The sequence below is a fragment of the Ornithinimicrobium pulveris genome (assembly GCF_050261105.1).
Lineage (GTDB): Bacteria > Actinomycetota > Actinomycetes > Actinomycetales > Dermatophilaceae > Ornithinicoccus.
Genome location: NZ_CP189837.1, coordinates 1857193 through 1870951, shown reverse-complemented (window position 1 = coordinate 1870951; position 13759 = coordinate 1857193). Strand labels below are relative to the sequence as shown.

The 13759-nt window shown below is 69.8% G+C and carries 7 protein-coding genes; 3 read left to right on the top strand and 4 right to left on the bottom strand.

All coding sequences use genetic code 11. The features are described 5' to 3' along the window. Window positions 1-29: 29 nt before the first annotated feature. The 3 genes from pepN (at window position 30) to ACQBAT_RS08675 (ending at window position 5859) form a co-directional block, all read left to right on the top strand. Window positions 30-2480, top strand: a complete 2451-nt coding sequence (pepN, locus tag ACQBAT_RS08685) for an aminopeptidase N (RefSeq protein ID WP_420747517.1) — start codon at window positions 30-32, stop codon at window positions 2478-2480. Between the two features lie 93 nt (window positions 2481-2573). Continuing rightward, window positions 2574-4679: an excinuclease ABC subunit UvrB gene (gene uvrB, locus ACQBAT_RS08680; protein ID WP_420747516.1), complete on the top strand. Its 2106-nt coding sequence runs from the start codon at window positions 2574-2576 to the stop codon at window positions 4677-4679. 175 nt (window positions 4680-4854) lie between these two features. Next, window positions 4855-5859 carry a TerC family protein gene (locus tag ACQBAT_RS08675; protein ID WP_420747515.1) on the top strand — a complete coding sequence of 335 codons (1005 nt, stop codon included), beginning with the start codon at window positions 4855-4857 and terminating at the stop codon, window positions 5857-5859. Between the two features lie 39 nt (window positions 5860-5898). Here ACQBAT_RS08675 and ACQBAT_RS08670 read toward each other — a convergent pair whose 3' ends face one another. The 4 genes from ACQBAT_RS08670 to gltB all read right to left on the bottom strand — a co-directional run bounded on the left by ACQBAT_RS08670 (window position 5899) and on the right by gltB (window position 13747). Next, a complete protein-coding gene (locus ACQBAT_RS08670; RefSeq protein ID WP_420747514.1) occupies window positions 5899-6774 on the bottom strand; it encodes an EamA family transporter in 876 nt (291 codons plus the stop codon). Continuing rightward, window positions 6771-7439 (bottom strand): MBL fold metallo-hydrolase, encoded by a 669-nt coding sequence (locus tag ACQBAT_RS08665; RefSeq protein ID WP_420747513.1) that lies wholly within the window; start codon window positions 7437-7439, stop codon window positions 6771-6773. Before ACQBAT_RS08665 ends, ACQBAT_RS08670 begins: the two co-directional genes overlap by 4 nt. A gap of 145 nt (window positions 7440-7584) precedes the next feature. Further along, window positions 7585-9045, bottom strand: coding sequence for a glutamate synthase subunit beta (locus tag ACQBAT_RS08660; RefSeq protein ID WP_420747512.1), 1461 nt, complete (start codon window positions 9043-9045; stop codon window positions 7585-7587). Continuing rightward, window positions 9038-13747, bottom strand: coding sequence for a glutamate synthase large subunit (gene gltB / locus ACQBAT_RS08655; RefSeq protein ID WP_420747511.1), 4710 nt, complete (start codon window positions 13745-13747; stop codon window positions 9038-9040). Before gltB ends, ACQBAT_RS08660 begins: the two co-directional genes overlap by 8 nt. Window positions 13748-13759 lie beyond the last annotated feature (12 nt).

Genomic DNA, 13759 nt, shown 5'->3' with positions numbered 1-13759 from the left:
GTCGACGGGTCGGGCTAGGGTCGGGGACCGTGTCCCTCACCCTTGCCCAGGCCCGTGACCGCGCCTCGCTGCTGAGCGACATCGCCTATCAGGTCCATCTGGACCTCACCGGCGACGACAGCTTCGAGGCAACCACCACCGTCACCTTCACCGCGCGGCCCGCTGCGTCGACCTTCCTCGACCTGCAGCGGGCCGCGTCGGTGTCGGTGACCCTCAACGGTGTTCCCCTCGATGCCTCGTGCTACCGGGACGACCAGGTCCACCTCCCGGACCTCGCCGCGCAGAACACCGCGATCATCACCGCCCGGATGCCCTACGTCACCGACGGCGACGGCATGCACCGGTTCGTGGATCCGGCCGACGGCGCCGTCTACGCCGGCTGCTACGGCGGCATGGACGTCAACCGCCGGGTCTTCCCCTGCTTCGACCAGCCGGACCTCAAGGCCCCCTTCTCGGTCGCCGTGACCGCCCTGGCGGGAGACACGGTGCTGGCCAACGGCATACCCCTGCAGCATCCCGACCCGGCGACGGGCGGGACCTGGCTGTTCGCACCCACGCCGCCGATCGCCACCTATCTGGTCACCGTCAACGTGGGCACGTGGGCGAGCCGGACCTGGGAGCACGACGGGCGGCCCTTCGGCTGGCACGCTCGCGCCTCGCTCGCCGACGCTCTTGACCGGGACCTGCCGGTCCTGCGCGAGCAGACCGAAGCGGCCTATGGCTGGTATGCCGATCGTTTCGAGGAGCCCTACCCGTTCGACTCCTACGACCAGGCCTTTGTCCCGGGCCACAACTGGGGTGCCATGGAGACCCCCGGCTGCGTCACCTACCGGGACGAGATGCTCCCCGCAGGCACCACCCCGGAGGTGCTGGTCCGCGCCCGCGCCATGACGATTGCGCACGAGATGGCGCACATGTGGTTCGGCGACCTCGTCACCTTCCGTTGGTGGGAGGACACCTGGCTGAACGAGTCCTTCGCCGACTACCTGGGCTTTCTGGTCGCCGAGGCGACCGGGGCTGCCCCTGGCGCGCTGGCGGAGTTCGACCTGGGCCGTAAGGCCGGCGGATACGCCGCCGACGACCGTCCCTCGACGCACCCGGTGGCGCCCCGTCCCGAGGAGGTCCCGGACGTCGACTCGGCCTTCAACAACTTCGACCCGATCTCCTACGCCAAGGGCAACGCCTCACTGCGTCAGCTCGCCTTCTGGCTCGGCGAGGAGACCTTCTTCGCCGGGGTCAACGCCCACCTCACCGGTGCCCGATTCGGCACGGCAGAGCTGGAGGACTTCGTGGCCTCGCTCCAGTCGGTCACCGACCGGGACGTGCCCGCCTGGGTCGAGGCGTGGCTGCGGCGCTCCGGGACCGACGTCATCCGCGTCGAGCGGACTGGTGGCACGCCGCGGCTCGTCCTGGAGCCGGGTCGGTCAGCGCCCGCGAGGCCGCACCGCCTCCGGGTGTCCGGGTATGCCGTGTCCCACCCTGGTGGGTCCGTCGGGCGGGTCTGGGAGGAGGTCGTCGACCTGTCGCCGGAGGCGCCCGAGGTGCAGCTTGAGCAGGCGGACCTCGTCGTGCCCAACAGCACTGGTGACACCTTCGCCCGGGTCGCCCTCGACGCGGCGAGCCTGAGCGCGGTGCGGGAGTCGCTCGGCCAGGTCCCGGACGAGCATCCTCGGGTCATCCTGTGGGCCACGCTGCTAGAGCTGGCGGGTCGGGGCGAGATCGAGCCGGAAGTGCTCGTCGACGCTGTCGAGAGCCACCTCCCGGGTGAGGCGGCGGCCTTCGTGCTGTCCCCCGTGCTGCGGCGGGCGGGTCTGATCATCCGGCAGGTGGCTCAGCCCGACCAGTTGTCCGCCCTCCTGGGGCGCCTCGGCCAGGTGACCGTTGAGCTGCTCTCCGGGGAGGACGTGGCGGCATCGGTCGTCGAGACAGCCCTCGAGGTGGGCAGCCGGACCGTCGGCGACGCAGACCTGTTGCGGACCTGGCTGCACGACGGTGCCGGTCACGGTCCGCTGAGTCAGGAGCAGCGCTGGGACGTGCTGGTCCGCCTGTCCGAGCTCGGGGCGGACGTCGAGGAGCTGATGCAGGCCGAGCGTCGGAGTGATCCCTCCGCGGCTGGTGAGCTGGCCGTGCTTGCGGCGGCAGCGGCCCGGCCGACGGCTGAGGCCAAGCGCGAGGCGCTCCGGCAGCTGGCCGACGAGGGCACGAGCAACCGGCACCTGCTGGCGTTGGCGCGCGGGCTGTGGTCGGCGGAGCAGCGGGACCTCGTGGACCCGCTGGTGGCGGACTACCTGCGCACCATGGTGCCGGTGGCCAACCGGGGTCAGGCGATGGCGCTGGTCGTCGGTCGGGCCGCCCCAGGCTTCCGGTGGAACGACGATCAGCTGGCCGACCTGGAGTCGGTGCTGGCGGAGGGCGGCCTCCCGCCGGTCCTCGCGCGCACCTGGGCCGACGTGCTGCACGACCAGCGCCTGCTGCGCTGATCGTTGCGGTCGGCCGCTCGCCACTCGCGGCTAGCCGCTGGCCGCTTGCTGCTCGGGGAGGGGTCTGTCAGACGTCGGGGTTAGGTTGGCAGCATGCGACCGACCACCGACCTCCAGCGCACGGTCAACCCGTTCCGTGTGGTCTCCGAGTTCTCCCCGAGCGGCGACCAGCCCGCCGCGATCGCCGAGCTGACCCGACGGATCCACGCCGGTGAGGAGGACATCGTCCTGCTCGGCGCCACCGGCACCGGCAAGTCGGCAACCACCGCCTGGTTGATCGAGCAGGTGCAGCGCCCGACGCTGGTGATGGCCCCCAACAAGACGCTGGCTGCGCAGCTGGCCAACGAGTTCCGTGAGCTCCTCCCGCACAACGCGGTGGAGTACTTCGTCAGCTACTACGACTACTACCAGCCTGAGGCCTACGTCCCGCAGACGGACACCTACATCGAGAAGGACTCCTCGATCAACGACGAGGTCGAGCGGCTGCGCCACTCGGCCACCAACAGTCTGCTCACCCGCCGCGACGTCGTCGTGGTGGCCTCAGTGTCCTGCATCTACGGCCTCGGCACCCCGCAGGAGTATGTCGACCGGATGGTCCGGCTCAAGGTGGGGCAGACGATCGAGCGGGACGAGCTGCTCCGGCAGTTCGTCACGATGCAGTACGACCGCAACGACATGGCCTTCAGCCGCGGCACCTTCCGGGTCCGGGGCGACACGGTCGAGATCATCCCGCAGTACGAGGAGCTGGCACTGCGGATCGAGTTCTTCGGTGATGAGATCGACCGGCTCTACACCCTGCACCCGGTCTCCGGTGAGGTGGTGCGCGAGGAGCAGGAGATGTATGTCTTCCCCGCCTCGCACTATGTCGCAGGCCCGGAGCGGATGGAGCGGGCGATCGGCGGCATCGAGGCGGAGCTGGCCGACCAGCTCGCCCGCTTCGAGCGTGAGGGCAAGATGCTCGAGGCGCAGCGGCTGAGGATGCGGACCACCTACGACATCGAGATGATGCGCCAGGTCGGCTCCTGCTCCGGCATCGAGAACTACTCGCGGCACATCGATGGTCGCGAGGCGGGCTCGGCGCCCAACTGTCTGCTCGACTACTTCCCCGAGGACTACCTGCTCGTCATCGACGAGTCGCACGTCACTGTGCCGCAGATCGGCGCCATGTACGAGGGCGACATGTCTCGCAAGCGGACCCTGGTCGACCACGGCTTCCGACTGCCCAGCGCGATGGACAACCGGCCGCTGAAGTGGGAGGAGTTCCTCGAGCGGATCGGTCAGACGGTCTACCTGTCGGCCACGCCGGGGGAATATGAGATGGCGCGCTCCGACGGCGCCGTCGAGCAGATCATCCGGCCGACCGGCCTGGTCGACCCGGAGGTGGTGCTCAAGCCCACCCGTGGTCAGATCGATGACCTGCTGCACGAGATCGGTGAGCGCACCGCCCGCGACGAGCGGGTGCTCGTGACGACGCTGACCAAGAAGATGGCCGAGGACCTCACGGACTACCTCCTCGACAAGGGCGTGCGGGTCCGCTATCTGCACTCCGAGGTCGACACGCTGCGCCGGGTGGAGCTGCTGCGCGAACTGCGGCTGGGGGAGTACGACGTGCTCGTCGGCATCAACCTGCTCCGGGAGGGGCTGGACCTGCCGGAGGTGTCGCTGGTGAGCATCCTGGACGCCGATAAGGAGGGCTTCCTGCGCTCGACCCGCTCGCTCATCCAGACGATCGGCCGTGCCGCCCGCAACGTCTCGGGCCAGGTGCACATGTATGCCGACACCGTCACCCCCTCGATGCAGGAGGCGATCGAGGAGACGAACCGGCGCCGGGAGAAGCAACTGGCCTACAACGCCGAGCACGGGATCGACCCGACGCCGCTGCGCAAGCGGATCGCCGACATCACCGACATGCTGGAGCGTGAGGATGCCGACACCGAGTCGCTCATGGGCAGCGGTCGGCGGCAGTCCCGCGGCACCGGTCGGGGACGCGGTGCTGCCGCGGCCGTCGGGACCACCGTGATCGAGAAGCGGAGCACCGACCAGTTGCCGGCAACCGAGTTGGCCCAGCTGATCCACGAGCTCACCGAGCAGATGCACCAGGCCGCCACGGACCTGCACTTCGAGCTCGCTGCGCGGCTGCGGGACGAGATCCAGGACCTGAAGAAGGAGCTGCGTCAGATGCGGGAGGCGACCGGGTGAGGGTTCTCGTCTGGTATCGTCTTCCGCTGGAGGGGAGTACTCCCCAAGCGCACGGTCTCGTCATCACAGCCACTCCCTGAGGTGGCTCGGGGTCGGCCGCCCTCACCGACCGTCGACGTGCGGCACCAGGGCGGAGGAGACCTCCGACAGTCCCCTCGTACACCGGAGGTGCCCCGTGGACGTGCCCATCTGGGTCTGGATCGCCACCGTGGCCGCGATCCTCATCATGCTCGCCATCGACTTGGTCGGACACGTGCGCACTCCGCACGCGCCGACACTGCGCGAGGCATCCTGGTGGTCGGCAGCCTACGTCGCCGTCGGCCTGCTGTTCGGTGTCGTGGTGCTGTGGGGCTGGGGGAGCGACCTGGCCGTCCAGTACTACTCGGGCTACCTGACGGAGAAGAGCCTGTCGATCGACAACCTCTTCGTCTTCGTGCTCATCATGGCCAGCTTCGCCGTGCCGCGGGAGTTCCAGCAGAAGGTGCTCTTCGTCGGCATCGTCCTCGCGCTCGTGCTGCGCACCGTCTTCATCTTCCTGGGCGCCAGCCTCGTCAACAACTTCGCCTGGATCTTCTACATCTTCGGTGCGTTCCTGCTCTGGACCGCGTGGGCGCAGCTGCGCAGTGGGACCGGTCACGACGAGGAGTACCACGAGAACGGGCTGGTGCGCCTGGCCCGGCGCCTGTTCCCGACCACCGACGGGTTCGTCGAGGACAAGATGGTGGTCCGTCGGGACGGCCGCTGGCTCATCACCCCGATGCTCGTCGTCATGGTCGCGATCGGCAGCGCAGACATCCTGTTCGCGGTCGACTCGATCCCGGCGATCTTCGGGATCACCCAGGAGGTCTACCTCATCTTCGCCGCGAATGCCTTCTCGCTGCTCGGGCTGCGGCAGTTGTACTTCCTCGTGGGCGGACTGCTCGACCGGCTCGTGTACCTGTCCTACGGCCTCGCGGCGATCCTGGCGTTCATCGGTGCCAAGCTGCTGATCCACGCGTTGCACGAGAACGAGGTGTTCTTCATCAACGGCGGTGAACCGGTCCACGCCATCCCGGAGATCGAGCCCGTGCCCTCGCTGCTGGTGATCGTGGCCATCCTGACCGTGACCACGGTCGCGAGCCTGCTGAAGTCGCGGTCCGGCCGGGCCGAGCAGAACACCAACCTGCCCGCCGGGAGCTGAGCCGGTCCGTCCACCACGCCGCCGTCGAGCGCGGCGTCCTCACTGCTCCGACTCAACCGATCGCACCGGCCGGCCGAGGACCGCGATGCTCGCGAGCACCACCAGCGCCATGCCGGCGAGCTGGGCCGCCCCGAGCACCTGCCCGAGGACGAGCAGCCCGGCCAGGGCGGCGGCTGCTGGCTCCAGGCTCAGCAGCACCCCAAAGGTTCCGGAGGTCAGGTGCCGCAGGGCGAGGAGTTCCAGGCTGTACGGGATGGCGGAGGAGAGCAGGGCGATCCCCAGGCCACGCACGAGCACCTCTGGCTCGAACAGGGACGTGCCGGCCGCCACCAGACCGAAGGGCAGCACCATCACGGTGCCGATCGCCATACAGATGGCGATGCCGTCCAGCCCGGCGAACCGGGCGCCGGTGCGTCGGCTCAGCACGATGTAGGCCGCCCAACACGCTCCGGCGGTGGCTGCCATCGCGATCCCGAACTGGTCGAGCTCGGCCCACGGCGTGGTGATCGCCTCGGCGATCAGGATGACGCCGACGAGCGCGGCGGCGACCGAGACGAGGTCCTGCGCTCGTCGGGACACGGCTGCTGCCAACGCGAGCGGGCCAAGGAACTCTATGGTCACCGCCACGCCGATGGGCAGACGGGTCAGGCTGGCGTAGAAGGTGAGGTTCATCGTGGTCAGGGCCAGGGCGAACAACGTGACGACCAGCCAGTCGTCCCGGCTCCGGCCGCGCAGCCGCGGCCGGACGAAGACCCACAGGATCAGGGTCGCCAGGCTGAGTCGCAGGAGGACGGAGCCGAAGACGCCGACGAGAGGAAGCAGGGTGGCGGCAAGCGCGCCGCCGAACTGGACCGAGACGACGGCCAGCAGGACCAGGACCACCGGGTGGACGCGCGGGCGCGCCGACCCACTCACCAACCTCGGTCCCGCCACTCCTGCACGTGCGGACGCTCCTCACCCAGGACGGTGTTGTCGCCGTGGCCGGGCAGGACGAGCGTGTCGTCGCCGAAGCGGTCGAAGACACGCTCCTCCAGGTCGTCCATCAGCGAGGTGAAGTCGGCCCGGGAGTTCGTCTTCCCTGGGCCACCGGGGAACAGGGAGTCGCCTGTCACCAGGACGGCTGGATGATCAGGCACCTGGAGGGCGAGGGCGATCGAGCCGGGGGTATGTCCGCGCAGGGCGATCACGTCCAGGGTCAGCTCGCCCACGGTCACCGTGTCACCGTGCCCCAGTCGGCGATCGACCGGGACGGGCAGGCCGTCGGCGTCCTCCGCGCCCGCGAGCGTCGTCGCGCCGGTGGCCTCGACGACCTCCGGCAGGGCCCGGTGGTGGTCCCAGTGCTGGTGCGTGGTGAGGACCTGCTGAACCTCGGTGGTGCCGTCACCCTCGCGGAGCAGCTCCAGGACGCGCTCGGAGTCGTCCGCAGCGTCGACGAGGAGTCGTGCACCGCTCGCCGTGCAGGTGATGAGATAGACGTTGTTGTCCATCTCGGACACGCTGCACTTGCGCACGGTCGCTGCGCCGAGATCACGCACCCAGCTCGCACCGCCAGGCTCGACCGTTCCCTCATGACTGGCCATGGTCGAGAGTCTAGAGAACCGCCACCGGACGCGCGCCATGTCGCTCAGAACCGCCACCGGGCGCGCGAGATGTCACCCAGAACCGCCACCGGACGCGCGCCAGGTCACCCAGAACCGCCACCGGACGCGCGAGGCGAGGGACACGTCATACGGTCAGGGGGCGGTCGGTCGGCCGGATCGGGGCGGGCAGGGTCGTCGACCCCGACAGATAGCGGTCGACCGCGGCCGCCGCGGCGCGACCCTCAGCGATCGCCCACACGATCAGCGACTGGCCGCGACCGCAGTCTCCGGCAGCGAAGACACCGTCCAGCGGGGTGGCGAAGTCCGCGTCCCGCTCGTAGGTGTTCGCCCGGGTGCGGGGGATCTGCTCACCCGAGGCAGCGCTCTCATCCGGACCGACGAAGCCCATCGCGAGCAGCACCAACTGAGCCGGGATCTCGCGCTCGGTGCCCTCCACCGGCTGGAATCGCCCGTCCACGAAGGCACCGTCGACCATGGTCAGCGCACGCACCCGGCCCTCGTCGTCGGCGAGCACCTCGACGGTGGACACGCCATACGTGCGGTCGCCGCCCTCCTCGTGGGCCTCGGTGACCTTGTAGAGCATCGGGTAGGTGGGCCAGGGCTGGTGCTCGGGACGCTCCGTGGGCGGCGTCGGCATGATCTCCAGCTGCAGCACCGAGCGCGCCCCGTGCCGGTGGGCGGTGCCCAGACAGTCGGCGCCGGTGTCGCCGCCGCCGATGATCACGACGTCCTTGCCCTCAGCATCGATGCCGCGCTCGGCGCCGTGCGCCTCCTTGTTGGCGGGGACGAGGAAATCCATCGCCGCGTGGACACCCTCGGCCTCGGCGCCCGGCACCTGCAGCATGCGCGGCACCGTGGAGCCGGTGGCCAGCACCACGGCGTCGAAACGCTCGCGCAGCTGCTCCAGCGACAGGTCGTCGGGCCCGTCACCACCGATGGTGACGTTGGTGAGGAAACGGATCCCCTCACCGCGCAGCTGGACCAGCCGCCGGTCCAGGACCGCCTTCTCCATCTTGAACTCCGGTATGCCGTAGCGCAGCAGACCTCCCACCGCGTCCGAGCGCTCATAGACCACGACGGTGTGTCCGGCCCGTCCGAGTTGCTGGGCGGCGGCCAGACCCGCAGGCCCGGAGCCGACCACGGCCACCGTCTTGCCGCTGAGCCACTCCGGCTCCTCCGCTCGCACCCGCCCGTTGGCGAAGGCGCGGTCGATGATGGAGACCTCGATCTGCTTGATCGTCACGGGCGGTTGGTTGATCCCCAGCACGCACGCCGTCTCACACGGCGCCGGGCACAGCCGCCCGGTGAACTCCGGGAAGTTGTTGGTGGCGTGCAGCCGCTCGATCGCGTCGGCGAAGTTGGCCCGCCGGGTGTGGTCGTTCCACTCCGGGATGAGGTTGCCGAGCGGGCAACCCTGGTGGCAGAACGGGATGCCGCAGTCCATGCACCGGCTGGCTTGGCGCTGCAGCACCTCGGTGTTCTGCTCGCCCTGCACCTCCTTCCAGTCCTTGATGCGGACCGGGATGGGGCGGCTGGGCCGGTTCTCCCGCTCGCGGTGGGTCAGGAAGCCTTTGGGGTCAGCCATGGGAGTCCTCCAGGATGAGCTGCCAGGCGTGCGGACCGTTCGGGTCCTCGCCGCGCTCCTCCGCCTCCCGGCGGATGCGCAGCACGCTGGCGTACTGACGGGGGGTGACGACGGTGATCCGGTCGGTGAGCTGGTCGTCGTCCAGCAGCGTGGCGGCGACGGGGCTGCCGGTCAGCTCGAGGTGCTCTGCGATGAGGGCCCGCACCTCGTCGGCGTCGTGGGTCTCGCGCAGGGGCGCCAGGGTGAGGTCTCCGGCGCCCAGGGCGAGCGGGTTCACCAGGGCGGGGTCCAGGTCCAGCACGTATGCGGTTCCTCCCGACATCCCGGCGCCCAGGTTGCGACCGGTTGGGCCCAGGATCAGGGCTCGGCCGCCGGTCATGTACTCCAGCGCATGGTCACCGACGCCTTCGACCACGGCCGTCGCGCCCGAGTTGCGGACGCAGAAGCGCTCGCCGACGACGCCGCGCAGGTTGACCTGCCCGGACGTGGCGCCGTAGCAGATGACATTGCCGGCGATCACGTTGTCGCGATCGTTGGCCAGGGCTGCCTCCTCCGGTGGGTGGACCACGATCCGGCCGCCCGAGAGGCCCTTGCCGACGAAGTCGTTCGCGTCGCCGACCAGCCGGAGCGTGATGCCGCGGGGGAGGAAGGCGCCCAGCGACTGCCCGGCGGAGCCGGTGAGGGTGATGTCGATCGTCCCGTCGGGCAGGCCGTCTGGTCCGGCAGCCACCGTCACGTGGTGCCCGAGCAGGGTGCCGACAGTGCGGTTGACGTTGGTGATCGGCACGCTGGCCTGGACCGGGGTCCCGTCCTGCAGGGCGGGGGCCGCGAGGTCCACCAGCTGGTTGTCCAGCGCCCGATCCAGGCCGTGGTCCTGGGTGGTGCTGTTGCGGCGGGACATCTCCTCCGGCACGTCCGGGCGGTGCAGGATGGGGGACAGGTCCAGGCCTGAGGCCTTCCAGTGCTGGACCGCAGCGTCGGTGTCCAGCAGGTCGGCGCGCCCGATCACCTCATCCAGAGTGCGGTAGCCGAGCTCGGCGAGGAGCTCGCGCACCTGCTCGGCGATGTACTCGAAGAAGGTCACGATGTATTCGGCGCGCCCCGTGTAACGTTCGCGCAGCTCGGGGTTCTGGGTGGCGACGCCGACCGGGCAGGTGTCCAGGTGGCAGACCCGCATCATGATGCAGCCGGAGACGACGAGGGGAGCGGTGGCGAAGCCGAACTCCTCCGCGCCGAGCAGAGCGGCGACCATCACGTCGCGGCCGGTCTTGAGCTGGCCGTCGCACTGCACGACGATCCGGTCCCGCAGCCCGTTGAGCAGAAGCGTCTGCTGGGCCTCGGCCAGGCCGAGCTCCCAGGGGGTGCCGGCGTGCTTGAGAGAGGTCAGCGGGCTGGCGCCGGTGCCGCCGTCATGGCCCGAGATCAGCACCACGTCAGACTTGGCCTTGGCCACGCCTGCAGCGACCGTTCCGACCCCGACCTGGCTCACCAGCTTGACGTGGATACGGGCCTGGGGGTTGGCGTTCTTCAGGTCGTGGATGAGCTGCTTGATGTCTTCGATCGAGTAGATGTCGTGGTGCGGCGGAGGGGAGATCAGGCCGACGCCGGGAGTGGAGTGCCGGGTCCGGGCCACCCAGGGGTAGACCTTGCCGGGAGGCAGCTGACCGCCCTCGCCGGGCTTGGCCCCCTGGGCCATCTTGATCTGGATGTCGTCGGCGTGGACCAGGTAGGCCGAGGTCACCCCGAACCGGCCGGAGGCCACCTGCTTGATCGCCGAGCGACGCTCCGGGTCGAGCAAGCGCTCGACGTCTTCTCCGCCCTCGCCGGTGTTGGACTTGCCGCCCAGCCGGTTCATCGCGATGGCGAGGGTCTCGTGCGCCTCCTGAGAGATCGAGCCGTAGCTCATCGCGCCCGTGGCGAACCGGCGCACGATGTCGCTCACCGGCTCGACCTCGGCGATGTCGATCGGCTCGCGGTCGGGGCGCAGCCGGAACAGGCCACGCAGGGTCATCAGGTCGCTGGACTGGTCATCGACCAGCTCGGTGTAGCGCTGGAAGATGTCATAGCGGCCCTGCCGGGTGGCGTGCTGCAGCCGGAAGACGGCCTCGGGGCTGAACAGGTGGGGAGGTCCCTCCCGGCGCCACTGGTACTCGCCGCCGATGTCGAGCTGGCGGTGGTAGGGGGGGATGCCGGACGCCGGGTAGGCCAGGGCATGCCGACGGGCGACCTCCTCGGCGATGACGTCCAGACCGATGCCGTCCAGCTGGGTCACGGTCCCGGTGAACCAGCGGTCCACGACCTCGCGGGACAGCCCGACGGCCTCGAAGGTCTGGGCACCACGGTAGGAGGCGATCGTCGAGATGCCCATCTTGGACATCACCTTCAGCACCCCCTTGCCGAGGGCCTTGATGAGGTGCCGGATGGCCTCGTCCGGGTCGTGCCCGTCCAGGAGCTGCCCCGCGGAGCACAGCTGCTCGGCAGTCTCCATCGCCAGGTAGGGGTTGACCGCGGCAGCGCCGTAGGCCACGAGCGTGGCGACGTGGTGCACCTCGCGCACGTCACCGGCCTCGACGAGCAGGCCGACCCGGGTCCGGGTGCCGTTGCGGACGAGGTGGTGGTGGACGGCGCTGGTGAGCAGCAGCGAGGGGATCGGGGCCAGCTCCTGGTCGCTGTGCCGGTCGGAGAGCACCACGAAGAAGGCACCTCTGGCCACCGCCTCGTCGACCTCGGTGCAGATCTCCTCCAGGCGTCCCTCCAGGCCCGCCGCGCCCTCGGCGACCGGGTAGAGCCCTCGCACGACGACCGGGGCAAAGTCGGGGTGCTGGCCCTCGAGGTTGATCCGGCGCAGCTTGGCCAGCTGGTCGTTGTCGATGACCGGGAAGGGCAGCACGACCTGGCGGGCGTGCTCCGGGGTCTCAGCCAACAGGTTCGGCTCCGGGCCGGTCGAGCCGGTCAACGAGGTGACGATTTCCTCGCGGATGGCGTCCAAGGGCGGGTTGGTCACCTGGGCGAAGGCCTCGACGAAGTAGTCGAAGAGCAGGCGCGAACGATCGGAGAGCACCGCGATCGGGGTGTCGGTGCCCATTGCGCCGAGCGGCTCCAACCCGGTCTGGGCCATCGGCGCCAGGATCAGACGCAGCTCCTCCTCGGTGTAGCCGAAGATCTGCTGACGGCGGGTGACCGAGGCGTGGGTGTGTCGGACGTGCACCTGCTCGGGCAGGTCGGTCAGCTCGACGACGTGCTGGTCCAACCAGTCCCGATAGGGGGCCCGGGCTGCGAGGGAGTCCTTCACCTCGTCGTTGTCGACGATCCGGCCCTCGGCCAGGTCGACCAGGAACATGCGGCCCGGGGCGACCCGGCCCTTGCGGACGACGCGCTCGGCCGGCAGGTCCAGCAGGCCGCTCTCCGAGCCGAGCACGACCAGGCCGTCCTCGGTCACCCAGTAGCGGCTGGGGCGCAGACCGTTGCGGTCCAGCACCGCGCCGACCTGGGTGCCGTCGGTGAAGACCAGGTTCGCCGGGCCGTCCCAGGGCTCCATCAGCATGGAGTGGTACTCGTAGAAGGCTCGGCGGGCGGGGTCCATCGAGGCGTCGTTCTCCCACGCCTCGGGAATCATCATGAGCACGGCATGGGGGAGGGACCGCCCGGCCAGGTGCAGCAGCTCGAGGACCTCGTCGAAGGTCGCCGAGTCGCTGGCGCCTGGCGTGCAGATGGGCAGCGCGCCCGAGAGCTCGTCCGGAAAGAGGTCGCTGGCCAACCGCGACTGGCGCGCGTTCATCCAGTTCCGGTTGCCCTGCACCGTGTTGATCTCACCGTTGTGCGCGATCACGCGGTAGGGGTGGGCCAGTGGCCAGGAGGGGAAGGTGTTGGTGGAGAACCGGGAGTGCACCACGGCGAGGGCGCTGGCGTAGCGCTCGTCCAGCAGGTCGGGGAAGTAGGCGGGCAGCTGGTCGGTGGTCAGCATTCCCTTGTAGGTGATGGTCCGCGTCGACAGCGAGACCGGGTATGCCGTGGTCGTCCGCTCGATCCGTTTGCGGCACAGCCACACCCGGCGTTCGAGTTCCAGTCCCTCCTCCTGGGGTGCGCCCGCACCGGCCGCGACGAAGAGCTGGCGCATGACCGGCATGACGGACAGCGCGGTCGGGCCCAGATCTTCGCTGACCACGGGGACGTCGCGCCAGCCGAGCAGGGCGAGCCCCGCCTCGTCCACGAGGCGTTCGATCTCGGCTGCGGTGCGCTCTGCGGAACCGTCGCCGGGCAGGAAGAGGATGCCCACGGCATACCGGCCGGGCTCGGGGAGCTCGAAGGGGACGACGTCTCGCAGGAAGGCGTCCGGGATCTGGGTCAGGATGCCGGCCCCGTCGCCGGTGTTCTCCTCGGCGCCCACGGCCCCTCGGTGATCCAGGTTCTTCAGCGCGACCAGAGCATTGGCGACGATCTCGTGGCGCGGCTGCCCGTCGAGGTGGGCGAGGAAGGCGACCCCGCAGGCGTCATGCTCGAAGCGGGGGTCATAGAGGCCCTGCGCGGACGGGATCGTCGAGTAGGGCGAGGCGGACGTCGAGGTGGGCGAGGTGCGCTGCGGAGGCTGCGAAGGAGCGGTCACAGGGATGGCCGATCTGACGGGGCGACCCACAGGGGTGCCGGTGGTGGCACGCCGGGGCAGCGGTGGCCCAACGCAGAGACGGGTAGGGAGAGCATACATATGCAGGGCTAT

Coding starts and splice junctions, on each gene's coding strand:
- uvrB (WP_420747516.1), top strand. CDS start 2,574: ATGCGACCGACCACCGACCTCCAGCGCACGGTCAACCCGTTCCGTGTG.
- ACQBAT_RS08665 (WP_420747513.1), bottom strand. CDS start 7,439: ATGGCCAGTCATGAGGGAACGGTCGAGCCTGGCGGTGCGAGCTGGGTG.
- ACQBAT_RS08660 (WP_420747512.1), bottom strand. CDS start 9,045: ATGGCTGACCCCAAAGGCTTCCTGACCCACCGCGAGCGGGAGAACCGG.
- gltB (WP_420747511.1), bottom strand. CDS start 13,747: ATGTATGCTCTCCCTACCCGTCTCTGCGTTGGGCCACCGCTGCCCCGG.